The sequence below is a fragment of the Flavobacterium cheonhonense genome (genome assembly GCF_035671315.1).
Classification (GTDB): Bacteria; Bacteroidota; Bacteroidia; order Flavobacteriales; family Flavobacteriaceae; genus Flavobacterium; species Flavobacterium cheonhonense.
Genome location: NZ_JAXAVY010000002.1, coordinates 20,322 through 46,870 on the forward strand (window position 1 = coordinate 20,322; position 26,549 = coordinate 46,870).

The window sequence follows — 26,549 nt, forward strand, 5'->3', positions numbered from 1 at the left end:
GGGAAGTGAAGTGAAGGGAAGGGAAGGGAAGGGAAGGGAAGGGAAGAGTCGAAGGACAACCCACAACCCACAACCACTAACTCTAAGATCCCTTAGGGATACAATACAGGTAGGAGAAAGGACAACCAAAAACAATAATCCCTTTAGGGATGATAGTAAAGCGATCGTTATAAAAAAAGCCCCCAACAAGCACAAAACTCATTGGGGACATTAAATCAAGACAACTTTTCTTTAAGCTTTACTAACTTTCACTATTGCGGAACAGTTATAAGACCCATCTTGCAGGGCATACATTTCCCCATTAATCTCCTGATAGAACGCCAAGCACACAACCAAAAATAGGGGATGAGTACTGGCAGCCGTTACCTCATGACTATGATTTAAAGCAACCGTGGGCAATCCATTCCATGGCAGTACAGCACTTTCAATAGAATCAACCTCAAAAGACCTATTATTAAAATCAATGGCAGCACCACTACTGATAATCTTGTAATGAGTGGCACCACTCGGTGCCATAATCATTTCTGTTGGGACATAAGGAGGCACTTCAAGCGTTAGAGTTCCGGTTGCCCTGTCAATCGTTCCGGTATACGGAGCATAAAAAGTGGCACTTAGCGGCGACCTATTGTTAAACTCAAAATCGGTAAGCAATACCACATCTCCCTCAGCTACATTCCGTAAACCTCGGGCACTGGTCAAGTCTGCTTGAATAACCCGCATCAATTGTCCGTGCAACCTACTTACAACTAGGTTGTCCGCATTCAGTACCAGTGACCGCATCGCCGTCCTTAGTAATTTACCGGCCCTGGCAGCCCTGCCAAACTCCATTCCGTTTTCCCTTGTCCGTTGAAAAACAGGGTCTTTTTTAATTCTATTTCCGTTAACACCGCCTTTTTCGCGGATAAGGTAACCATGCTGACTTTTATAAAAGTTGATGTCACCCAGGGTGCCTTGCACCTTCAATGGTCCTCTTTGTCTGGCCATAATTTTTTAATTTTTACGATTAATATTCATTTTCATTGTCCTCATTTCGATTATCGTTGCAACTAAAATCTAATAATGAACACCAAAGATTAAACAAAGGAGTCAATGCACAAATAGCAGGTGTAAAAAATGATCTATAATGACCAATATGTACCAATAAATACCAATAATTGACTATAATTGACTATAATTGACTATAATGATACAAAACCACCAATAATCGTATTATTAGCTGGTTCTAATAATCATCAACTGTATTAATAAAGCATCGATGGTGCATAGACAGTGCATGAAGAGAGCATTGTTCAGGAATAGCACCGCTAATTACCAACAAAACAATTTCAAGTTATCAGTCCGAACCTAGTTAACACCCATCACCCCAAAGGGAAGATTCTTGTTACCACAACACCCAATTGATCACACCATTGTCACCCTGAGCTTAATCAAAGACCATCTCTACCACCAAAACCAATTGATCACACCATTGTCATCCTGAGCTTGTCGAAGGACTGAGCTGAGCCTGCCCTGAGCGCAGTCGAAGGGGCGAAGACCCATCGTTACCACCCAACCCAATTGATCACGCTATTGTCATCCTGAGCTTGTCGAAGGGCTGAGTAAGCCTGCTCTGAGCCTGCCCAAGAGTCGAATACCCTCTTTGGCACTTGAATCTACTATCAACACCATTGTCAGTCTGATCTTTGCCTGCCCTGAGCTCAGTCGAAGGGTCGAAGTCCCATCGTTACCACCAAACCCAATTGATCACACCATTGTCACCCTGAGCTTGTCGAAGGGCTGAGTAAGCCTGCTCTGAGCCTGCCCAAGAGTCGAATACCCTCTTTGGCACTTGAATCTACTATCAACACCATTGTCAGTCTGATCTTTGCCTGCCCTGAGCGCAGTCGAAGGGTCGAAGACCATCTTTAACACATAACACTACTGTCAACAACATTGTCACCCTGAGCTTGTCGAAGGGCTGAGCCACGCCTGCCCTAAGCCTAGTTTACCCTGAGCCTGTCGAAGGGAGGGGAGGGTAAGAGTCAAAGGACAACCCCGAAACTCAGAGCCTTTAAAAGCAATTAAAAATCAATTGGGCAATGTTATTATAGGCAAAAAACCTATTGGCCCTTCGACAGGCTCAGGGTGACAAGGTTACACAGAGATTTACGTAGATTCACAGAGGGTTTACTGGTTGCGGGTTTCGAGTTTCGGGTTTAAGGTTACGGGTTTAAGGTTTAAGGTTTAAAAATTCTCTCTCTCAGTTCGCTTCGCTCCGGACAAATGCAGGAATGACAAGTTTGAGGGGGAATGGTAGCGGGTATCTAACTTAGTGATTTATTAAGGGGCTAAATCATGGAAAAGCAGTTGGTTAAGAATTGGGATTAGTTGATTTGTAGTGAGATTTTGATAGTATGGTATTTTTGTATATTAATTTTCTTATTTATTGGACAATGGATGGTGATTTTGACTTTTTGAATTTGTTAAAAAAGTGTAAAAAGCGATAATTGTAAGTTTATTACTCAAGTAATGCTTGTAAAAATCCCCATTGATGGGGATTTTTTTATTCGTTTTAATTGATGAAATTGTAAGCGGAATATTATAGTTTTTTTTATAATATTTTAAAAATCAAATCATTACTAACTATTAAATCACATGTTTATGAGATTGAAAAACAACCAACTTTTGCCCCAATGGCTTATGCTGTTTGTCTTTTTGAATGCTTTTAGCAGTTATTCCCAATCGTCGGGAATCCAGATTAGCTGGAATTTTTCGGTGGGCTGCCAAGTGTATTCGAATGAAGACCCCAGGGACGGTAAGGATCCTATTTTTATTGAGGATATTGCCGCCAATGAATGTTTGCTGACCTGTGCCGGACAGCGTGTTACTTACACCTTATCCGGTAGTTTAGGGCCAACGCCTGACACTACTTGGAATGTTAATGGCGGTACCATTATCAATGAGACTGAAACCGCTTGTACCGTAGAATGGAGTTCGGTAGGAATGGGTTCTATTTCGTTTACAGTAAATACCGGAGACGGAATTTTCAGTAAGACTATTTGTATAGAGAAAGTCCCTAGGCCTAAGGCTTATTTTACAGTATTGCCTGGAGTTAGAGACGGGGATACTTATTATGTTTGTTCAGACCAAACCATTGCATTTGAAAACCTTTCAGTAGCTGATTCAGGATCGCCTATAGTAAGTTATTTTTGGGATTTTGGAGATGGTCAAACGTCCACTGCTTTTGAACCTACTCATGTGTTTGCCGATAGCGAACCTTACCATGTAACCTTAACGGTAACCAATAGTTGTGGTTGCTCCAGTAAATACAGGGTTGTAGTTAAGGCAGATCGAAAAGGATTTGAAATTGATTGTCCCGCCGTGGTTTGTGAAGGTGATGTAGTGACTTATCATCTCCCTTTTGAAGGAAGGGAAATTTGCAGGGATAATTTCCATTGGACTGTTGAAGGTGGTACAATACAAGAAATTAACCAAGAAAACGGTGATGTAACCGTAATTTGGAATCATGTGGATGAGGACGGATTTGGTTATGTAACTTTTAACCCATCTGAATGTTCTTTACCTTGTTTGCTACCTACTACAATTAAAGTACCCGTGATTCAAAATAGAGGTACCATCAACGGACCGACGAATATATGTGTTGGTAGACAATACAAATACGTTATGCCTCAATGGCCTACCACTGATTTTCAGTGGGAGATTATTGATGGAAATAATGGTGCTAACGTCAACATCATTTTGACCGACCAACGCAACGAAATTTTCTTGGAACCCAGAGTAGGTGGTCCAATTATTTTAAAAGTCGTTTACAAAAACACTTTGCTGAATTGCGGAGGTATAGCTACTTTAGAAATTAATGTTAGTGAACCTTATAATATCTTTGGTCCTGATAATCTATGTAGTAGTTCTTTAGCTGTTTTTACAGAGGCTAACGGGCAGGTTGGTAATTGGATTTTGCTTACCGCTTCAGGACAGTTAGTAAATACGGTTTATGAAAGTGCTAATTTTACTTATAACTTTACAAGCCCGGGTAATTATGTATTGAGTGTAAGTGGGGCTAATAATTGTAATGGTGATCCTAAGTTAATTAAGGTGATTGCGCCACCATTGGCTCCGGAGGGTATTACGGGAGAAACTCAAATTTGTCCTGGTGTGCCTTACACTTATACCGTAAACAATTACGATCCTAACTTTACTTATGAATGGTTACCTCCTGTAAATGGTACCATACAAGGGGCTAATACCGGACCGCAGGTGGTAGTGGTTTTTAATAATAGTTCTACTTATCAAGTTTCTGTTAGGAGGAGTACAATCTTACCGTTAGCTTGTTCTTCGGCTACAACCTCTTTACATGTTACCAAAAAGATTATACCAGTGGCATTGGATGGGCTTGATTTTGTTTGTGGTAATTCGACCAGTATCTATAAGGCTTTGGTAGCAGGTACGACCTCTACTTTATACGATCAAGGCGAGACCTATACTTGGTCGTTGAGCAATACTGCAGTAGGTAGTATTATATCAGGGCAAAACACCAATACTATTTCTGTAATGTGGAATAATGTTACCACTATCACTACCGTAACTTTATTATGTATTGTACAGAAATGTACCGTAGTGACCCCTTTTGAAATTGAGATTGAAGTACGACCAACCCCAACCATAGCCATCAGTGGTTATAACGGACCGGTTTGTAGTGAAACCGATATTGCTTTAGAAGTAGTTTCCACTGATCCTTTGAACCCATTAGATAGTAGTTCGCAAGTGAATTGGAATGCCAATTTGCAATCGTTTCAGGGAGGATTATCTGAGATTTTTGCTTATGAAAATACTAGCACCGGTAACTCTGTTTATACGATAACGGCACAGGTAATTAATCCAAACGGCTGTGGGAACTCTACCAATATTGCTACTGTACAGGTGGCTATTTTGCCGGCACCGGATGTCTCTATTTCTTTGCATAGTGGTGCTAATGCCTTTTGTTTGGAGAGTCAAATTAACTCAGTGTTAAAGGTTGCCACTTCCAATAATGCTACGGTGGAATGGTTTTACAATACCAACACCGGTTTGGGAGTTACTACGGAGACTTACAATCCCACTCAATTTGGCTTTTACACTGTATGGGCGGTTAATCCGGCTAACGGTTGTGAAAATGAATCTGATCCCTTTATTGTGTATCAGGTAAATTGTGCACCGGTTTGCGTTTTAGACCCGGCTCCTCAGGTTACCAATAATTCTGTTGTAGAATGTAACAGCAACGGCGATGGTGGCTCCACTATTAGTTTAATTGGTACAGCCACCCAAACACCATTTACCCCGATACAGGATTATTATGATATTTTAGGTCCTGTACCTACCGCCGGTTATACCGGAAGTTCTTATCCTGTTACCGTAGCCGGTATGTACAATGTGTTGCACAGGGCTAAATACGAATGTGGTGAGGATATCAATATTTATGAAGCCCGAAAAGACCTGTTAGTACCTTATGTGCCACAGTTTAATTATGCGGCTGTTTGTAACGGTACCGGGAATTCCTCGTTTACCATAAGCGTAACCGATAATACCGATTTTTACAGTCCGATTACCAACCGTACTTTTGCGTACTACATAAAGCCAACAGCGGCACCGGACAGCAGTTATGCTTTAATGTTGAGTAGCGCCAACGGTACTTTTGCTACTACTTACGGCAGTGGTAATTATACCATTAAATTGGTCGTTACCGGGGATTATAACGGGGCAACCTTAGACTCTTGTGAAAGATTGGTTTCGTTTAGTTTGCAGACGTTGCCGAATATGAGTATTCTATTTGATTCCCCTGTGGCTTGTCATGATACGCCTGTTGAGTTTCAGGTTTCTTCACCTAATAATACTTATAATTATAATTGGTTATTAGAAAGTGGTATAAATAATACTTTGCAGTCGCCCAAAAGAGTATTTACCTCTAGTGGTATATACAATCCTTCAGTTGAAATAACCAACCGTTTAGGCTGTCAAAGAACTTATACTTCATCCAACGTTATTGTTCCGGTGGAGTGTTTCAATGGCGATATAGTAGCTACTCCAGCCAACGCCACTGTTTGTGCCGGAAGTAGTAATGGTGTACTGATGACCTACCAACCTAGCGGGTCAGAATGTGGTGCTTCCTACCAATGGATGAATGAACTAACGCCTGTACCGGGGGCTAACAGCATCAGCTATACGGCTAACAGTCCCGGAATTTATTGGGTTAAACTGAGCAGTGCGCAAAACTGTACTTACAGTTCTCCCAGCCGTATTGCGCCGGTGTTTCGCTTGCCTCCTGCTGTACAGTTGAGCGGTGCAACGGTTTATTGTGCTAATAATGTCAACAGAAACATCACAGCCTTGACAGCAGCCGGCAACGGTATCAGTTGGACGGTAAACGGACAATTTTACGGTACTGCGCCTACAATTAATTTGGACAACTTGGCGGTTGGCGTTTACAACGTAACAGCCACCGTTACCGATTCTTTTGGTTGTCAGAACGCTGCCGGAACTGTAGTAGAGATTATTCCGTTACCCGAACCTCCGGCTATAGAATATAGCTTGAATAATTGCCAGCCTTACAAGGTGGATGTATTTGTAGCAAATGCCGGTAGCGGTATTTACAATTGGAGTAACGGTATGGGTGGCACGGCTAATACTTTGGTGAATGGCGGACCGCTTGAAATTGCCTACACCGAGGGAGGATGTACGGTGCGAAGCCAAATAGACATTCCGAAAGACCCTGAGTTTTATGCTTGGATATTCCCTAGTGGTTGTATAGCCGCTTGTGATTATAAAGAAGGTTTTGGGTATTTGATAGGGCCAAGATTGCCTCTGCATTATTGGGGATGGTTACAAGATAACAATATAGTGTCAGAGGGAACGGATAGTTTTCCTGAACCTTTTGAGGTGACCGGTACCGGGATTTACAATTTGTCTTATAATACCGGTTTGTGCAATTTTATCACCAAACCTTTGGATTATACACTCAGTAAAGAGTGTGACAAGTGTAGGGCAATCAAAAGCATTACGATAGACAAACTTTATAAAAATGAAACCAAGTATTGTTCGTTTACTTTGGATTTAAAAATTGAAAATGGTACTTCAGATCCTATGACCTATACCGTTACTTCGTTAGGCCCTGATGTGGTAGTGGTTCCTTCATCGGTTACCGTGCAACCCGGCTCTGCCCAAATTTATTCTTTTACCATTATACCGGTAGATTTGATGAATGGCGGTAGTGTTACCTTGTTTTTTGAAGGAGTTGATGCTGAAGGCAAACCTTGTATGACCGAGTTTTCCTTTGACCTACCACCCTGTGATATTTCGTTTGAAGCCAGTAAAACAAATGCCGATAAAAACAATACTTTGTCAGCAACAAGACAATTGACCATCGTTCCCAATCCGGCTAAGGATAGGGTAGCAGTGCATTTTGAATCGTTTGCCCACAACACTTCCTTAGAGCTTTATGACTTGGCCGGCCGTTTGTTAGACCGTTTTGAGGCAACCGAAGGCAAAGGGCTGTGGGATGTAACCGTTAGCGATTATCCTGCCGGTCTCTACATAGTTGTCTTGCGTGAAAATAATGTAGTAAAATTACAGCAAAAGTTAGTCAAAGAATAGTTATCTTTGTAAGAGAGGTGCCCGGCACCTCTCTTTTTTAAAACACAACATTATGAAACAAACACTACTTTTTTTAGGAATTCTTTTCAGTACCTTGGGCCTGCAAGCCCAGTGTTTTAGCAATATATCCTCGGGGAATTACTTTAATTTCGGTATCAAGCCTAATGGCACTATATGGGGTTGGGGCTCTTCTGTTTTCGGACAGATGGGCAATGGCAGTGAGGCTGATTTTTATGTGCCCACCCAAATAAGCAATGCTAGTGATTGGCAGGCAATAGTGTGTGGACCATTTAATACTTTTGCCGTCAAAACTAATGGCACATTATGGGCTTCCGGCGATAATGCTACTGGTCATTTAGGAATTGGAAGTACGGTAAATTATATAAATACTTTTACCCAAGTTGGTACCGATACCAATTGGTCACAAGTCTCGGCCAGTAATGGGTTTACCATCGCCTTAAAAACCAATGGTACCTTATGGGCTTGGGGACAGAACGATTCTTATCAGCTGGGTGATGGTACTTGTTGTAACAATAGGTTATCACCTGGTCAAGTTGGAACCGACAGTGATTGGATGAAAGTTGAGGTTGCCTCTATACGTACTGCATTAGCTTTAAAAAGTAATGGGACTTTATGGGGTTGGGGCGGTAACAGCACTGGTCTGGTTGGCCCGTCGAATGTAGGTTCCCGTCAATATCCCACCCAATTAAGACCCGAAACGGATTGGGCCACCATTAGCGTTGGTAATGGCCATGCTTTAGCTTTAAAAACTAATGGTACATTGTGGGGCTGGGGAGCCGGAGGATTAGGGCAAGCAGGAGATACTTTTCCAGCGGCCTATTTTAGAGACACCCCTGTCCAAATAGGTACAGACACCAATTGGGTTTATGTAGGTGCCGGTTATAATACTTCCTATGCTATAAAAAGTGACGGCACCTTGTGGGCTTGGGGTAGCAATAATTATGGTCAAGTGGGCGACGGTACTCTTGTAGACCGAAGACAACCGGTTCAAATAGGTACCGATACGGATTGGGTAAGAGTTACCGGAGGTTTCAGGCACGGTATTGCCCAAAAGGCCAACGGTGCCATTTATACTTGGGGTTCTAATGATTACGGACAACTGGGTAACGGTACTATGGATGCGGTTAGCTTGCCTACGGGGATTACGGTCCCGGGTTGTACTTTGGATACGGCTGAGTTTAGTACTGTAAAAATGGTTATAGCGCCTAATCCGGTGCAGGAGGTGTTGCAGTTTTCTTATAGCGGTAATACAGTGGTTAACGGACTTAAGGTTTATGATATGCTTGGCAGGTTGGTGTATGGTAGTCATCCGGTAGCCACGAATCAGTTGCAAGTGTCCTTACCTTTGTTATTGCCTAAGGGGATTTATTTATTGGTGTTGGAGTCGAACGGCAGTGTAGTGGTTAGTGAGCGGTTTGTGAAGGAGTGAGGGGGAAGTATGAAGTTAGAAGTACGAGGTACGAAGTGGGAAGTACTAAGTGAGAAAGGGAAAAGGAAAAAGAGATAAGGTGTTCTTTTTTATTTTTTTTTTAAACACAATATTATGAAACAAACACTACTTTTTTTAGGATTTTTTCTTAGTACACTCGGGTCTTATAGCCAGTGTTTTAGTAACATATCTTCAGGGAATTACTTTAATTTGGGTATCAAGCCTAATGGCACTATATGGGGTTGGGGCTCTTCTGTTTTCGGACAGATGGGCAATGGCAGTGAGGCTGATTTTTATGTACCTACCCAGATAAGTAATGCTACCGATTGGCAGATAATAGCGTGTGGTCCATTTAATACTTTTGCTGTCAAAATTAATGGCACATTATGGGCTTCCGGTGATAATTTGTATGGGCAATTGGGTATAGGCAGTACAGTGAGTTATACCACCACTTTTACCCAAGTTGGTACCGAAACCAATTGGTCACAAGTCTCCGCAGGGAATGGCTATACTATTGGTTTAAAAACCAATGGTACTTTATGGGGTTGGGGTCAGAATGATACTTATCAAATGGGTGATGGTACTTGTTGTAATAACAGATTATCTCCCGGACAAATAGGGACTGATAATGATTGGGTAATGATTGAGGCTACGAGTGCCAGAGTTACAATAGCCTTAAAGAGCAATGGTACTTTATGGGGATGGGGCTTGAATGCCTCCGGATTGGTAGGCCCTTCTAATGTAGGCTCTCGTCAATATCCTACACAATTAAGACCCGAAACGGATTGGGCAACCATCAGTGCCGGAAACGGACATGCTTTAGCCTTAAAGACCAATGGTACTTTGTGGGGCTGGGGATATGGTGGTTTAGGTCAAGCGGGAGATACTTTCCCTGCAGCTTATTTTAGAGACACTCCGATTCAAATAGGTACTGAGACTAATTGGGTCTATGTGGGGACCGGATATAATACTTCCTATGCTATCAAAAGTGATGGGACCTTGTGGGCTTGGGGCAGTAATAATTATGGTCAAGTGGGCGACGGTACTCTTGTAGACCGAAGACAACCGGTTCAGATAGGTACTGATACGGATTGGATAAGAGTAACAGGTGGATTAAGGCATGGTATAGCTCAAAAGGCTAATGGAGCTATCTACACCTGGGGTACCAATGATTTTGGACAACTGGGTAACGGTACCATGGATGCGGTTAGCTTGCCTACGGGGATTACGGTGCCGGGTTGTACATTGAATACTGATGAGTTTAGTACTGTAAAAATGGTTATAGCGCCTAATCCGGTGCAGGAGGTGTTGCAGTTTTCTTATAGCGGTAATACAGTGGTTAACGGACTTAAGGTTTATGATATGCTTGGCAGGTTGGTGTATGGTAGTCATCCGGTAGCCACGAATCAGTTGCAAGTGTCCTTACCTTTGTTATTGCCTAAGGGGATTTATTTATTGGTGTTGGAGTCGAACGGCAGTGTAGTGGTTAGTGAGCGGTTTGTGAAGGAGTGATGAATGATGAATGATGAATGATGAATGATGATTGAGGATAGTGGGGCTTTTTTAAAACACAACATTATGAAACAAACACTACTTTTTTTAGGATTTTTTCTTAGTACACTCGGGTCTTATAGCCAGTGTTTTAGTAACCTATCCTCAGGGAATTACTTTAATTTCGGTATCAAGCCTAACGGTACTGTGTGGGCATGGGGGTCAGGTGGAGTAGGCCAACTTGGAAATGGAAGCGATTTAGATGAATATACACCAATACAAGTCGGTACAACTAACGATTGGCAAAAGGTTTTCTGTGGACAATTTATTACTTTTTTGATTAAAAATAATGGTACTTTGTGGGGCTCGGGTAGTAATGTTACGGGAGAGTTAGGTGTAGGAAGTACAGTAAGTAATGTATTGCTTTTTACACAAATAGGCTCTGACAATAATTGGATTCAAATATCACCTTCAAATAGCTTCGCTTTAGGCTTGAAAAGTAATGGTACTTTGTGGGGTTGGGGACAGAATGATACTTATCAAATGGGTAATGGAACTTGTTGTGCTAATCGTTTATCTCCTGCACAAATTGGAAATGATACAGATTGGATTAATATCGCATCTAGTGGAGTGAGATCAGCTTTGGCTTTAAAAAGTAATGGCACTTTATGGGGTTGGGGTTTAAATTCTACGGGATTAATTGGCCCATCAAATGTAGGTTCTCGTCAATATCCGACACAGTTGAGGGCTGATACGGATTGGGCCACCATTAGTGTTGGTAATAGTCATGCTTTAGCCTTAAAAACCAATGGTACATTGTGGGGCTGGGGAGCCGGAGGATTGGGTCAAGCCGGTGATACTTTTCCCGATGCTTATTTTAGAGATACTCCGGTACAAATAGGTACAGACACCAATTGGGTTTATATAGGCACCGGTTTTAATACTTCTTACGCCATTAAAAGTGATGGCACCTTATGGGCTTGGGGCAGGAATGATACCGGTCAGGTTGGAGATGGTACAACCACTAATAGAAGACAACCTGTACAAGTTGGTACCGATACGGATTGGGTAAGGGTAAGTGGCGGATTATGGCATGGTATTGCCCAAAAGGCCAACGGAGCTATCTACACCTGGGGTACTAATGATTTTGGGCAATTGGGTAACGGTACTATGGATGCGGTTAGTTTGCCTACGGGGATAAGTGTGTCGGGTTGTACTTTGGATACGGCTGAGTTTAGTACTGTAAAAATGGTTATAGCGCCTAATCCGGTGCAGGAGGTGTTGCAGTTTTCTTATAGCGGTAATACAGTGGTTAACGGGCTTAAAGTTTATGATATGTTAGGCAGGGTGGTGTATGGTAGTCATCCGGTAGCCACGAATCAGTTGCAAGTGTCTTTGCCTTTGGTATTGCCTAAGGGGATTTATTTATTGGTGTTGGAGTCGAACGGCAGTGTAGTGGTTAGTGAGCGGTTTGTGAAGGAGTGAGGAAATATGAATTACGAATTATGAATTACGAATTACGAATTACGAAGTGGGAAAGGGATGAGAGATAAGAGATGAGGGAAAAGAGATAAGGTGTTTTTTTTTATCTTTTTTAAAACACAACATTATGAAACAAACACTACTTTTTTTAGGATTTTTTCTCTATGCACTGGGGTCTTACAGCCAGTGTTTTAGTACTATATCCTCGGGGAATTACTTTAATTTCGGTATCAAGCCAAATGGCACTATATGGGGTTGGGGGTCGAACAATGCTTTTGGTCAGTTGGGTGACGGTACGGAAACAGATATATGGGTGCCTACTCAGATTACCACTTCAACCGATTGGCAGCAAGTAATCTGTGGCCCTTACGCAACTTTTGTCCTCAAAAGCAATGGAACGCTTTGGGGCACCGGTGATAATACCTACGGTCAGTTGGGTATTGGGAGTACTGTTAATTACAGAAATGCTTTTACCCAAGTTGGTACCGATACCAATTGGGCACAAGTCTCAGCCAGTAATGGATTTACCATCGCTTTAAAAACCAATGGTACTTTATGGGCTTGGGGTCAGAATGATTTTTATCAGCTTGGCAATGGAACTTGTTGTAATGATAGGTTATCTCCCGGTCAAGTCGGAACAGATACTGATTGGATTTTTATTCAAGCAGCAGGAATTGTCAGAACAGCTTTGGCTTTAAAAAGTAATGGGACTTTATGGGGTTGGGGCGGTAACAGCACCGGTCTGGTTGGCCCGTCGAATGTAGGTTCCCGACAATATCCCACTCAGTTGCGGTCAGAAACAGATTGGGCCACCATTAGCGTTGGTAATGGCCATGCTTTAGCGTTAAAAACTAATGGTACTTTGTGGGGCTGGGGAGCCGGAGGATTAGGGCAAGCAGGTGATACTTTTCCTGATGCTTATTTTAGAGATACTCCTGTTCAAATAGGTAATGAAAGCAATTGGGTTTATATTGGGACAGGGCACAGTACCTCTTATGCCATAAAAAGTGATGGCACCTTGTGGGGTTGGGGCAGAAATGATACGGGTCAGGTAGGAGACGGTACAACCACCAACCGAAGACAACCTGTACAAGTTGGTACCGATACCGATTGGGTAAGGGCAGCCGGAGGTTTTGCTCACGGTATCGCCCAAAAGGCTAACGGAGCTATCTACACCTGGGGTACCAATGATTACGGACAACTGGGTAACGGTACTATGGATGCGGTTAGCTTGCCTACAGGGATTACGGTCCCGGGTTGTACTTTGGATACGGCTGAGTTTAGTACTATAAAAATGGTTATAGCACCTAATCCGGTGCAGGAGGTGTTGCAGTTTTCTTATAGCGGTAATACAGTGGTTAACGGACTTAAAGTTTATGATATGTTAGGCAGGGTGGTGTATGGTAGTCATCCGGTAGCCACGAATCATTTGCAGGTGTCTTTGCCTTTGGTATTGCCTAAGGGGATTTATTTATTGGTATTGGAGTCGAACAGCAGTGTAGTGGTTAGTGAGCGGTTTGTGAAGGAATTATGAATTACGAATTATGAATTACGAATTACGAAGTGGGAAAGGGATGAGGGAAAAGAGATGAGGAAAAAGAGATAAGGTGTTCTTTTTTATTTTTTTTTTAAACACAATATTATGAAACAAACACTACTTTTTTTAGGATTTTTTCTTAGTACACTGGGGTCTTACAGCCAGTGTTTTAGCAATATTTCCTCTGGGAATTACTTTAATTTCGGTATCAAGCCTAATGGCACTATATGGGGTTGGGGGTCGAACAATGCTTTTGGTCAGTTGGGTGACGGTACGGAAACAGATATATGGGTGCCTACTCAGATTACCACCGCAACCGATTGGCAACAGGTTGTCTGTGGCCCTTACGCTACTTTTGCCCTCAAAAGCAATGGAACGCTTTGGGGGACTGGTGATAATACTTATGGTCAGTTAGGTATAGGAAGCATGGTTAATTACAGGAATGCTTTCACCCAAGTTGGTACCGATACCAATTGGGCACAAGTAGCTGCCAGTAATGGATTTACCATCGCTTTAAAAACCAATGGTACCTTGTGGGCTTGGGGACAGAACGATTCTTATCAGCTGGGTGATGGTACTTGTTGTAATAATCGTTTATCTCCCGATCAAATTGGAACCGACAGTGATTGGATGAAAGTTGAAGTTGCCTCTATACGTACTGCATTAGCTTTGAAAAGCAATGGTACCTTATGGGGTTGGGGCGGTAACAGCACTGGTCTGGTTGGCCCGTCGAATGTAGGTTCCCGTCAATATCCCACCCAATTAAGACCTGAAACGGATTGGGCCACCATTAGTGTTGGTAATAGTCATGCTTTAGCCTTAAAGACTAATGGTACGTTGTGGGGCTGGGGAGCTGGTGGATTAGGGCAAGCAGGTGATACTTTTCCGGATGCTTATTTTAGAGATACTCCGGTTCAAATTGGTAATGAAAGCAATTGGGTTTATATAGGCACTGGTTTTAATACCTCTTACGCCATCAAAAGTGATGGTACTTTGTGGGGTTGGGGTCGTAATGATACTGGTCAGGTAGGAGACGGTACAACCACGAATAGAAGACAACCTGTACAAGTTGGTACCGATACCGATTGGGTTAGGGTAAGCGGGGGATTATGGCATGGTATTGCCCAAAAGACTAACGGTGCTATTTATAGTTGGGGGACAAATGAGTACGGGCAGTTAGGTAACGGTACTATGGATTCGGTTAGCTTGCCTACGGGGATTACGGTGCCGGGTTGTACATTGAATACTGATGAGTTTAGTACTGTAAAAATGGTTATAGCGCCTAATCCGGTGCAGGAGGTGTTGCAGTTTACTTATAGTGGTAGTAGAGTTGTTAACGGACTTAAGGTTTATGATATGTTAGGCAGGGTGGTGTATGGTAGTCATCCGGTAGCTACTAATCAGTTGCAAGTGTCTTTGCCATTGGTATTGCCTAAGGGGATTTATTTATTGGTGTTGGAGTCGAATGGCAGTGCTGTGGTTAGTGAGCGGTTTGTGAAGGAGTGAGGAAATATGAATTACGAATTATGAATTACGAATTACGAAGTGGGAAAGGGATGAGAGATAAGAGATGAGGGAAAAGAGATAAGGTGTTCTTTTTTATTTTTTTTTAAACACAACATTATGAAACAAACACTACTTTTTTTAGGAATATTTTTCAGCACATTGGGCCTGCAAGCTCAGTGTTTTAGCAATATTTCCTCCGGGAATTACTTTAATTTTGGGATAAAGCCTAACGGTACTATATGGGGTTGGGGGTCGAACAATGCTTTTGGTCAATTGGGTGACGGTACAGAAACAGATATTTGGGTACCTACACAGATTACCTCTTCAACCGATTGGCAGCAAGTAATTTGTGGCCCTTACGCTACTTTTGCTATAAAAAGCAATGGAACACTATGGGGTACAGGTAATAATACCTACGGTCAGTTGGGTATTGGGAGTACTGTTAATTACAGAAATGCCTTTACCCAAGTTGGTACCGATACCAATTGGTCGCAAGTAGCTGCTAGTAATGGATTTACCATCGCTTTAAAAACCAATGGTACTTTATGGGCTTGGGGTCAGAATGATTTTTATCAGATGGGTGACGGTAGTTGTTGTAACAACAGGTTATCTCCCGGTCAAGTCGGCACAGATACTGATTGGATTTTTATTCAAGCAGCAGGAATTGTCAGAACAGCTTTGGCTTTAAAAAGTAATGGGACTTTATGGGGTTGGGGCGGTAACAGTACCGGTCTGGTTGGTCCTTCGAATGTAGGTTCCCGTCAATATCCCACCCAATTAAGACCTGAAACGGATTGGGCAACGATTAGTGTTGGTAATGGCCATGCTTTAGCCTTAAAAACCAATGGTACATTGTGGGGCTGGGGAGCCGGAGGATTGGGGCAAGCGGGAGATACTTTTCCGGATGCTTATTTTAGGGATACGCCAATTCAAATAGGCACTGAAAGTAACTGGGTTTATATAGGAACAGGACACAGCACCTCTTATGCCGTAAAAAGTGATGGTACTTTGTGGGGTTGGGGCAGGAATGATACGGGGCAAGTTGGAGATGGTACAACTACTAATCGAAGACAACCGGTTCAGGTTGGTACCGATACGGATTGGATAAGGGTAACGGGTGGTTGGTTTCACGGTATGGCCCAAAAGGCTAACGGTGCCATTTATACTTGGGGGTCTAATGATTACGGACAACTGGGTAACGGTACCATGGATGCGGTTAGCTTGCCTACGGGGATTACGGTACCGGGTTGTACATTGAATACTGATGAGTTTAGTACTGTAAAAATGGTTATAGCGCCTAATCCGGTGCAGGAGGTGTTGCAGTTTTCTTATCGAGGGAATACCGTCGTTGACGGACTTAAGGTTTATGATATGTTAGGCAGGGTGGTGTATGGTAGTCATCCGGTAGCTACGAATCAGTTGCAAGTGTCCTTACCTTTGGTATTGCCTAAGGGGATTTATTTATTGGTGTTGGAGTCGAATGGCAGTGTAGTGGTTAGTGAGCGGTTTGTGAAGGAGTGAGATTACTGCCTTTGCGAGAATGACAGGAGTGAGTTGGTCCTTCCCTTCGGCAGGCTCAGGGTAAACTAGGTTCAGGGTGACAAGGTTACACAGAGATTCACGGAGATTAACAGAGATGCACAGAGGGTTGGGTTCCTGCCTTTGCGGAAATGATATTGTTTTTTATCGGGTTTATACTTTTGATAAAATCCACAGCATTAACCATATAGCGAGTTCTAAAAAAAATATCTTTATTTTTTACCCAAAATCGTTTTGGAAAAAGAAAAAGGTTGTTATATTTGCATCCGCATTACGCAAGTAGGCACCGACTTATTGGAGAAATGGCAGAGTGGTCGATTGCGGCAGTCTTGAAAACTGTTGACTGTAACAGGTCCGGGGGTTCGAATCCCTCTTTCTCCGCAGTATTTCTTTCAAAGGAAATAAAAAACCTCAAAATCCTATGATTTTGGGGTTTTTCCATTTTTGAATCAACCAAATTATTCATTCTTTTTTAAAATACAAGGGACTAAATCGAGACCCAAAAAAATATATGATCCGGGTCTCGCAAAATTCGCTTAAGCATTGTATTTACTGCTATTACACAAACGGTGCTTAACATGTTCAGTAACCTTTTCAATACTTGAACATCTTGTCAATTGGCAAACCTTTTTATAAATTATTTCTAACTTAAAGGTTACCAAAAATGAAAACAAAAATCACTACGCATTTTTATGCAAAGTCGACTAAGGTCAATTCCTCTGGACAATTCCCAATTTATATTCGATTAACCGTAGATGGTAAAAGACTCGAGTATAGTACCAAAAAATTTATTGAACCTTCAAAATGGTCCTCTGAACAAGGCAGAATGAAAGGTAATTCAGAGGAGGCTTGTTCAATTAACAGTTTACTTGATTTTACAAAAAACCGAATTAATGAAATTCACTTTGAACTTTTAAAAGATGGTATAACAGTTACTTTAGAGGAATTCAAAAACAGACTCTTGGATATAAAAGTTAGAGAACGAATGCTCATCCCTATCTTCGTGGAGCACAATCGCAAAATTAAAGAATTGGTCGGCCATGAATATGCTGCCGGAACTTTGGAGCGATATGAAACATCATTAAAGCACACTAAAGAATTTCTTATTTGGAAATACAACATCTCTGATATCAATATTGATAAGATTGACCATGCATTTATTACAGAATATGAGTTTTATTTACGAAGTGTTAGAAAATGTGCAAACAATACCGCTGTTAAATACATCAAGAACTTCCATAAAATAATAAACCAATGTTTGGCTAATGGATGGCTGCAAAAGGACCCATTTGTTAATTATAAAGCCAAAATTAAAGAAGTCATTCGAGAGTTTCTTACCGAAAAAGAATTAGAGGAAATCATCAATAAACAATTTACAACTGAGCGGTTGGAACTTGTCCGCGACATATTCATTTTCTCTTGCTTCACAGGCCTTGCCTATATCGATGTTCAGCAGCTTACTACAGACAACATCGCCATGGGAATAGATGGCGATAAGTGGATATTCAAAAACCGTCAAAAAACGGATACCGCTTCAAAAATTCCATTGCTGCCAACAGCACAGAAAATAATATCCAAATACGAGAATCATCCGGTTTGTATAAATGAAAACAGATTACTGCCTATTTTAAGCAACCAAAAAATGAACGCCTACCTAAAGGAAATAGCTGATGTATGCGGTATTAAAAAAGACTTAACCTTTCACATTGCCCGACATACTTTTGCGACAACAGTAACGCTGTCTAACGGTGTACCGTTGGAAACCGTCAGTAAAATGTTAGGGCACACCAATTTGAAAACTACCCAACATTATGCTAAAATCTTAGACAAGAAAATTAGTGAAGACATGATAGCTTTAAAATCTAAATTCGGGACTAACTCATACTTAATTACTCATAAATCAGGAACCTGATTTGGTTTTAAACCATATCAAATAATATTGTTTTAAAGTACACTTTTTGTGTACTTTTTTATTTTATAAATTACAGTATTTTAGCACAAAACAAACCAAATCAATATAAACTATACATCATGCAATCATTTTGTGGTGAATTCTTTTGCAAGGTTGATTCTGAAATTTTAAGAACTGAAACGACTTATAATTCCCCAATTTGCCAAGCCAAACATTTGTCAAATTATTTGGAAGAAAAGCTCAATGAGTTATTTATTTGGCTGGAGGGTTATGAGTTTAAAAACATCGAAGAGGAAATTTTCTTTTTCAAGGAGTTAAAAAGCAAACTAACCTCAAAATACATTTATTACCACAAAATTCTGGAAATAGAATCCAAGGCACCTAACACCAGCCGGAAACTAAAAATCAAATATTACAAAGATGTAATTGTCAAATGTCATCAGGCATCAACCAAGGATAAAGAGTTTTACAAGTATTACCGCAGCGGTTTTACACATTATGATCACATGTACTTTACGAGGTATGGAACCAAACAATCAATCAACAAACACATTGCTAGAATTTATATTGATGTTAGGCGCTGCAGTTTATACGATTATAATGTGGCCTTAATTTTGGCCAACGATAATCTTATTGAATTCTACGAAGAACGAATAGAGGAACTGACAAATATTTCCAAAAGCTTATTCTATAACACCAAATCAAATCTTAATTGGACCGGTACTAAGGTCGACTTAATCGAGCTTGTTTATGCGCTTCATGCATCCAAAGCAATCAACCATGGCAATAATGACATCAAAGAGATTGCAATGTGTTTAGGTAGGATGTTAAACGTTGATATTGAAGATGGATTGTATCGGGCATATCTCGATATCAAAGCAAGAAAGAACAACAAAACAAAATTTCTGAACACACTTTCAGAAAACCTCAACCAAAAGATGATTGAGGAAGACAATTAAAACCCTGGTCTGCGACTAGGGTTTTAATTTATCCCAACTTGGGAACAACTTGGGAAAATACTATCTACTTTCAGTTTTGATTATTTTTTGTACTGTTCTACCAATCAAGCTATTTCAAAGGAGTGAAATTATAAATCTGAAACCCCAATAAAATCAAAGTGTTTAATCTAATTTGACTTAAAATCGTTCCCAACTTGGGTTCAACTTGGGAATAAAAAATTAGCAAATGAATTTGTTTTGTCACATAACAAATAAAACACTTTCATTATGAACTTACACCCAAGAAAATTGTTTCCGGAAGTTGATAATTTAGAGCTACTAAGTCATCAACCAATCACGAAAAAGGACCTATTAAACTTCAGTCATGTACTACTGTCTGAAATTCAAGAAATGCTCGGAAAAACAGAACAACCGGCACAATGGTTAAAATCAGCGGAAGTCCGCAAGCTGCTCAAAATCTCCCCAGGCACTTTACAAAACTTACGCATCAATGGTACACTCAACTACAAACGTATCGGCGGCATCATTTTCTACAAATACGAAGACATTAAAAAAATGCTCGAGAAATAGTATGGAACCATCAAACCAATGCTACGGAACATGCGAAGCATGTGACTGTATAAAAGTCATAATTCTTAAAAATTCAATTTTAATACTACTACCATGAATTACATAAAACACCTCTCCGGCTTTTTTGAAAAAGTAGTGCTCGATTACGACTTTAATCCTACACACATAAGTCTTTACATTGCAATATTTCAAGTATGGAATCAAAACCGTTTTGTAAATCCCATCAGCATCTCCCGGGACGAATTAATGCGTATTAGTAAAATAAGTTCCAAAGCAACTTACCACAAATGCATTAAGGATCTGGTTAAAAACGGCTATATAATCTACTCTCCGTCTTACAACCCATACAAAAGCAGCATGGTGGAAATATTGGAACTCGATTTTTATACAAAACCCATCACCCGCAAGGAAGCCAAAAAACTAAAAAATGAACAAGTTGATGAACCGGTACTGAACCAGCACTGTACTAGTAATGATACAAGTACTGAACAGGTATATATATATACAAACAATATAAACAATACAAACAGTTTAAACGATATAAATAGCGAATCAAAAAAAATTGAAAAATTAAATTTTCAACCTGACTTTAAAAGTGAATCGGAACCAAAAAAAAAGTTGCGCGAAAAAAAAAGGTACAACCAGGATGATATTCCTCCTAATTATGATGAGCTTCAAAACTACTTCATCGAAAAAAGCAGCACCATTCAAGAAGCAGAGAAGTTTTTCAACTATTACACTAGCAAAGGATGGCTTGTGGGCGGCAAATCAAAAATGAAAGACTGGAAAGCTTCAGCAAACAATTGGATAATTAATACCGACAAGTTCAATCCCAAAAAGAATGAGCTTCAGCCAAATCATTTAAACACTTCTAATCAAAAAAACTATGGCGAACCACTGTAAATACATCACAGATACTTTTACGGTTGAAGATAACGACAAAGTATATGATTTCAATCGATGCTTAGATTACATCGAGTATCACGGAAAAGCACAGTACGGAAAATCGTTTAAAATTAACCAAGACGATTGTCCAACATTCTACAAGCTTTTAATTTATATGATCAAAGACCAAAGCGAGGCCCAAAAACTCCAAATTGATTTATCAAAAGGTATTTTGTTGTCCGGTCCAATTGGTTGCGGCAAAACATCCATTATGCACCTCATTAGACCTTTTGCGTTTCAAGCATCCGATTATAAAATCAAAACTTGCCGGGAAGTTGCTTTCGAATTTGCCAAACACGGCTATCAAGCACTAGAACCTTATACAAAAAAGGCAAACAACCAAACCCGATTAACCGGTTATTGCTTCGATGACCTTGGTGCCGAACAACAAATCAAACACTTTGGTAACGATTGCAACGTAATGGCCGAAATCCTAATCAGCAGGTATGAAGAGTTTATATATAACAAATCCATAACGCATTTAACAACCAATCTATCAGCATCTGAAATTGAAAAGCATTATGGTAACCGTCTTCGATCCCGAATGAGAAATATGTTCAACCTCATCAGTTTTCCAACAACCTCAAAAGACAAACGCTAACCTATCATTTCTTTGAAAACTAAAAACTTACGGATTTTAAAAGATGAGTAAATTTAATTAATCCTTTATGCGGTGATAAGTTACCAAAAAGTTAAAAAATCTTAAACAAAATCATCAAAAGAAATAAGATTGACAAACGAATACAATTTTTATAGTACTTAATAAAAATTAACTATTTTTACAATCGTGAAACTCTTAAACTACATATTATCAATCTATCTAGTGGCACTATCTTGTTTGCCTTGTGCAGATATGGAAGTCAGTAGTGCAGCACACAAAGCTGCAGAGGTTTCAGCTAATCACGATGAGAAATCCCATGACCACGATAAAGAAAAGGATTTATGTTCTCCTTTTTGCAGTTGTAATTGTTGTGGTTCTCAAATAGTAAGTTATTTTAAGATTTTAACTGTAAATTTTGCAGTAGTTTCCAAAAATATTAAAACACAGTTACCTTCGTACACTTCTAAATTCACTTCCAATTTCTACGGAAGTATCTGGCAACCACCTCAAATAGTATAACGATGCCCGAGTAATTTCGGGTTAGAAAGTTGTGACCTTTTCACAAATAATAGCAAAAGCAGTTTTGCTAATTTTCTAATTCATTATAATATTTTCAATGTTAGACAAAATCATACAGTTCAGTATAAAGAACAAGTTTATAATACTTTTATTTACTTTGGTTCTAATAGCTTTTGGTAGCTACTCTATAAAACAATTACCGCTTGATGCGTTACCTGATGTAACCAATAACCAAGTGCAAATCATTACTACTGCTCCAACTCTTGCCAGTCAGGAAGTAGAACAATTAATCACGTATCCTTTAGAACAATCCGTAAAAACAATCCCCAAAGTAATTGAACTTCGTAGTATCTCTCGTTTCGGACTTTCGGTAGTTACAGTTGTTTTCAAAGATGATGTCGATATCTATTGGGCAAGAGAGCAAATTTTCCAACGTTTAAAGCAAGCCGAAGAAAATATACCAGCTTATGCAGGTACACCAGAGTTAGGTCCAATTTCAACAGGTCTTGGGGAAATTTACCAATACGATGTCTTTGCCAAAAAAGGGTATGAAGATAAATACGACGCCATCAAGTTAAGAACCATTCAGGATTGGATTATTGTTCCTCAGCTTCAAGGTGTTGAAGGCGTTGCCGAAGTGAGTACTTGGGGTGGGAAATTGAAACAATATGAAATCGCAGTAAACCCAAATACGCTTAACAGTCTTGGAGTAACCATTACTGAAATTTTTGAAGCACTCGAAAAAAACAATCAAAATACAGGAGGAGCTTACATCGAAAAAGACCAATATGCCTATTTCATCCGCGGTGTCGGTATGGCAACAGGAAATAAAGATTTAGAAAAAGTTGTCATTAAAAACAGAAACGGGGCACCGGTTTTAGTCAGGGATGTGGCAACCGTTAGAGAAGGCATTGCATTGCGTTATGGAGCTTCCACAAAAGATGGTAAAGGGGAAATCGTTTGTGGTATGGCATTGATGCTAAAAGGTGAAAATTCAAAAGCGGTAAACGAAAGAGTAAAAGAGAAAATGGAGCAAATCAATAAAACACTTCCCGAAGGTGTTGTTGCTGAAGCTTTTATTGATAGAGGAAAATTAGTTGATAATGCAATCGGAACAGTTACTAAAAACCTACTCGAAGGCGCATTAATAGTAATTTTTGTCTTGATTTTATTTCTTGGTAATCTTCGTGCAGGTTTAATAGTTGCTTCTGTAATTCCATTATCTATGCTTTTTGCGGTAATTCTAATGAATTATTTTGGCGTAAGTGGTAACTTAATGAGTTTAGGAGCAATCGACTTCGGAATTATTGTCGATGGTGCTGTAATCATTGTTGAAGCCACAATGCACCATTTGCAAAAACTCAAACGACAAAATAATTTAACCCAAACTGAAATGGACAGTGAAGTATATAAATCAGCTTCTAAAATCCGTAACAGTGCAGCTTTTGGAGAAATCATAATCTTAATTGTATACCTACCAATTTTAGCATTAGTTGGTACTGAAGGTAAAATGTTCAAACCTATGGCAATGACGGTAGGCTTTGCAGTAATCGCAGCATTTGTTTTATCACTGACGTATGTTCCAATGATGAGTGCAATGTTTTTATCCAAGAACACAGAGCATAAGCCAAACTTTAGCGATAGAATGATGGCATGGTTCGAGAAAATATATGCACCATTTTTAGAAAAAGCATTACGATTAAAAAAAACAGTTTTGGCTATTTCATTAGGGTTGTTTGCTTTGGCACTTATAACTTTTCAAAATATGGGAGGCGAATTTATTCCAACCATTGAAGAAGGTGATTTAGCCATTAATGTTACCATTATGACCGGAAGCTCATTAACACAAATGGTAGAAACAACTACTAAATATGAGAAAATCCTAAAAGCAAAATTCCCTGAAATAAAAACCATTGTAACAAAAATCGGAAGTGGAGAAATTCCAACCGATCCAATGCCAATTGAGAGTGGCGATTTTATTATTGTACTGAAAGACAAAAGCGAATGGACTTCTGCCGATAATTGGGAAGATTTAGCCAATTTGATGAAAGAAGAAATGGAAGTTATTCCAGGAGCGAATATCGAAATATCACAGCCTATTCAAATGCGCTTTAACGAGTTAATGACAGGAAGCCGAAGCGATATAGCCATTAAGATTTTTGGTGATGATTTAGAGATTTTAGATACAAAAGCCAAAGAATTGATTTCAAAAGTTAGTAAAATTGAAGGTGTTGGTGACTTAAAAGCTGATAAAGTTGTAGGTCTGCCGCAAATCACAGTCAAATACGATTACAATAAAATAGCCTTATACGGTTTGAATATTGTCGATATCAATCAAATAATTCGTTCCTCATTTGCCGGAGAAAGCGCCGGTAAAATCTATGAAGAGAGCAAACGATTTGATGTAGTGGTTCGTATGAATGAGGCTAATAGAAGTGATATAACCGATGTGAGTAATTTATTTATTCCATTGCCAAACGGTCAACAAGTACCCCTTTCCCAAGTAGCAACCATCAGTTACGAACAAGGGCCTGTACAAGTATCTCGTCAAGATGGAAAGCGAAGAATTACAGTTGGTCTAAATGTTCGTGGTCGTGATATAAAAAGTGTTGTTGAGGAAATTCAACAAAAGTTAGACACCAATTTCAAACTTCCAGCAGGATATTATGTTACGTATGGTGGACAATTTGAAAATCTAGTGGAAGCCAATAAACGCCTTTCGGTAGCTTTACCAATTGCTTTAGGACTTATTTTGGTTTTATTGTTTTTTACCTTCAACAGTATGAAGCAATCATTACTGATTTTCACAGCCATTCCATTATCAGCAATTGGTGGTGTTTTTGCTCTATGGTTACGCGGAATGCCGTTTAGTATTTCGGCAGGAATTGGTTTTATTGCTTTATTCGGAATTGCTGTTTTAAACGGAATTGTGCTAATATCTTATTTTAACCAACTTAAAACGGAAGGAATAACCGACCCAATGCAACGTGTCTTAATCGGAACAAAAACAAGATTGCGACCAGTATTAATGACTGCTGCGGTAGCTTCACTTGGGTTTTTACCAATGGCATTGTCAACAAGTGGCGGAGCCGAAGTTCAAAAACCATTAGCAACTGTAGTAATTGGCGGATTGGTTTCGGCTACATTACTAACCTTAATCGTTTTACCAATTTTGTATTTACTCTTTGAAAAGGGAATTAAAAGAAGAAAAAAAATGTCAAATCCAATTGTAACACTAATAGTTTTATTAATAAGTAGCTTTTCATTTGCTCAAAATAGCCAAACCATAACGCTAGAAAAAGCCATTGAAAAAGCAAAAGCAAATAACATCGATTTAAAAATTGCCGACAAGGAAATTGAAAAACAAACCGTCCTCAAAAAAACTGCATTTCAAGTAGATCCTTTGCAAGTACAATACCAAGGCGGACAATTCAACAATGTTGATTACGACCATAATGTTTCCATTCAACAGTACTTTCCTATTGGTAAAATCACAAAAGCCAATAGACAATTACAAGAAGAATTAGCAAAATTGGCTGAAAAGCGAAAAGCATTAACCGAATATGAAATCGAAAAAGCGGTAACACTTGCGTATTATCAATATTTATACGGTGTTTCCATTCAAAAACTGAATACTGAATTGTTCGACATTTATTCCAAATTCCTAAAAAATGCAGAGCTTCGTTTTCAAACAGGCGAAAGTGGTAATATTGAAGTCATAAGTGCCAAAGCTAAAGTAAAGGAAATCGAAACCCAAAAAGCACAATTAGAATATGATTTGGTTGTATATCAAAAGCAATTACAATACTTCATTCAAACCGATGAAAATATAATTCCAGATGCTACAACGCCACTGAAATATGCAAACCCAACTGATGTGAATAATGCTAAAGTGGAAGGATTGGTAAACGACTATTACACACAGCAAATTACAGTCTATCAAAAAGAAGCTAATACATTCAAAGCAATGCGTACACCGAGGCTAGGATTAGGTTATTTCGGGCAAACCATTGAAACAAAATCGTATTTTCAAGGATTTACTGCTGGTGTACAAATTCCTTTATTTGGTGGAGCAAATACCGCTAAAGCGAAAGCTTCGCAGATAAGTATTTCGCAATCGCAATTAGAATTGGATAAAAGCAAACTGACTTTAAAACTACAAAAAGAGGAACTACAAAACGAGTTTGAAAAGCAGAAAAAAGCAGTGGCGTATTACCAAAACGAAGGATTGCAATATGCAGACCAAATTATTACAACGGCACAAAAGAGCTACGCCAATGGCGATATGAGTTATTGGACTTACATCAGTTTTTTAAACCAAGCCATTGATATTAAAAAGCAAAACGCAGAAGCTGTTAATACCTATAATCAAAGTGCTATTCAATTGCAATTTCCATCTTTCAACAATAATTAAT

15 protein-coding genes and 1 tRNA gene are annotated in these 26,549 nt (G+C 39.7%); 15 read left to right on the forward strand and 1 reads right to left on the reverse strand.

All coding sequences use genetic code 11. The annotated features are described in order from the left end of the window. Positions 1–231: 231 nt before the first annotated feature. A complete protein-coding gene (locus tag SK086_RS05965) occupies positions 232–780 on the reverse strand; it encodes a hypothetical protein (RefSeq protein WP_324690467.1) in 549 nt (182 codons plus the stop codon). A gap of 1,860 nt (positions 781–2,640) precedes the next feature. Here SK086_RS05965 and SK086_RS05970 point away from each other — a divergent pair. The 15 genes from SK086_RS05970 to SK086_RS06040 all read left to right on the forward strand — a co-directional run bounded on the left by SK086_RS05970 (position 2,641) and on the right by SK086_RS06040 (position 26,548). Further along, positions 2,641–7,623 carry a PKD domain-containing protein gene (locus SK086_RS05970; RefSeq protein WP_324690468.1) on the forward strand — a complete coding sequence of 1,661 codons (4,983 nt, stop codon included), beginning with the start codon at positions 2,641–2,643 and terminating at the stop codon, positions 7,621–7,623. 52 nt (positions 7,624–7,675) lie between these two features. Continuing rightward, positions 7,676–9,073 (forward strand): T9SS type A sorting domain-containing protein, encoded by a 1,398-nt coding sequence (locus SK086_RS05975; RefSeq protein WP_324690469.1) that lies wholly within the window; start codon positions 7,676–7,678, stop codon positions 9,071–9,073. 114 nt (positions 9,074–9,187) lie between these two features. Continuing rightward, positions 9,188–10,585 carry a T9SS type A sorting domain-containing protein gene (locus SK086_RS05980; RefSeq protein ID WP_324690470.1) on the forward strand — a complete coding sequence of 466 codons (1,398 nt, stop codon included), beginning with the start codon at positions 9,188–9,190 and terminating at the stop codon, positions 10,583–10,585. 66 nt (positions 10,586–10,651) lie between these two features. Beyond that, complete coding sequence (locus SK086_RS05985; RefSeq protein ID WP_324690471.1) at positions 10,652–12,049, forward strand: T9SS type A sorting domain-containing protein; 1,398 nt, start codon at positions 10,652–10,654, stop codon at positions 12,047–12,049. A gap of 124 nt (positions 12,050–12,173) precedes the next feature. Continuing rightward, on the forward strand, positions 12,174–13,580 hold the full coding sequence (locus tag SK086_RS05990; RefSeq protein ID WP_324690472.1) for an RCC1 domain-containing protein: 1,407 nt from the start codon (positions 12,174–12,176) through the stop codon (positions 13,578–13,580). 108 nt (positions 13,581–13,688) lie between these two features. Next, on the forward strand, positions 13,689–15,089 hold the full coding sequence (locus SK086_RS05995; RefSeq protein ID WP_324690473.1) for a T9SS type A sorting domain-containing protein: 1,401 nt from the start codon (positions 13,689–13,691) through the stop codon (positions 15,087–15,089). A gap of 117 nt (positions 15,090–15,206) precedes the next feature. Beyond that, the gene (locus SK086_RS06000) at positions 15,207–16,610 is read left to right on the forward strand and encodes a T9SS type A sorting domain-containing protein (protein WP_324690474.1); all 1,404 of its coding nucleotides are present in this window, start codon (positions 15,207–15,209) and stop codon (positions 16,608–16,610) included. A gap of 314 nt (positions 16,611–16,924) precedes the next feature. Continuing rightward, a tRNA-Ser gene (locus SK086_RS06005) sits at positions 16,925–17,009 on the forward strand. 283 nt (positions 17,010–17,292) lie between these two features. Beyond that, positions 17,293–18,540 carry a site-specific integrase gene (locus SK086_RS06010; protein WP_073364542.1) on the forward strand — a complete coding sequence of 416 codons (1,248 nt, stop codon included), beginning with the start codon at positions 17,293–17,295 and terminating at the stop codon, positions 18,538–18,540. A gap of 119 nt (positions 18,541–18,659) precedes the next feature. Further along, complete coding sequence (locus tag SK086_RS06015) at positions 18,660–19,499, forward strand: RteC domain-containing protein (protein WP_073364541.1); 840 nt, start codon at positions 18,660–18,662, stop codon at positions 19,497–19,499. A gap of 267 nt (positions 19,500–19,766) precedes the next feature. Further along, positions 19,767–20,069, forward strand: coding sequence for a helix-turn-helix domain-containing protein (locus tag SK086_RS06020; protein ID WP_073364540.1), 303 nt, complete (start codon positions 19,767–19,769; stop codon positions 20,067–20,069). A 93-nt stretch (positions 20,070–20,162) separates the two neighbouring features. Further along, the gene (locus SK086_RS06025) at positions 20,163–20,972 is read left to right on the forward strand and encodes a hypothetical protein (RefSeq protein ID WP_073364539.1); all 810 of its coding nucleotides are present in this window, start codon (positions 20,163–20,165) and stop codon (positions 20,970–20,972) included. Further along, a complete protein-coding gene (locus SK086_RS06030) occupies positions 20,956–21,615 on the forward strand; it encodes a P-loop NTPase family protein (RefSeq protein WP_073364538.1) in 660 nt (219 codons plus the stop codon). Before SK086_RS06025 ends, SK086_RS06030 begins: the two co-directional genes overlap by 17 nt. Positions 21,616–21,801: 186 nt before the next feature. After that, on the forward strand, positions 21,802–22,134 hold the full coding sequence (locus SK086_RS06035; protein ID WP_073364536.1) for a DUF6660 family protein: 333 nt from the start codon (positions 21,802–21,804) through the stop codon (positions 22,132–22,134). A gap of 97 nt (positions 22,135–22,231) precedes the next feature. After that, the gene (locus SK086_RS06040; RefSeq protein WP_073364533.1) at positions 22,232–26,548 is read left to right on the forward strand and encodes a CusA/CzcA family heavy metal efflux RND transporter; all 4,317 of its coding nucleotides are present in this window, start codon (positions 22,232–22,234) and stop codon (positions 26,546–26,548) included. Position 26,549: the final 1 nt, after the last annotated feature.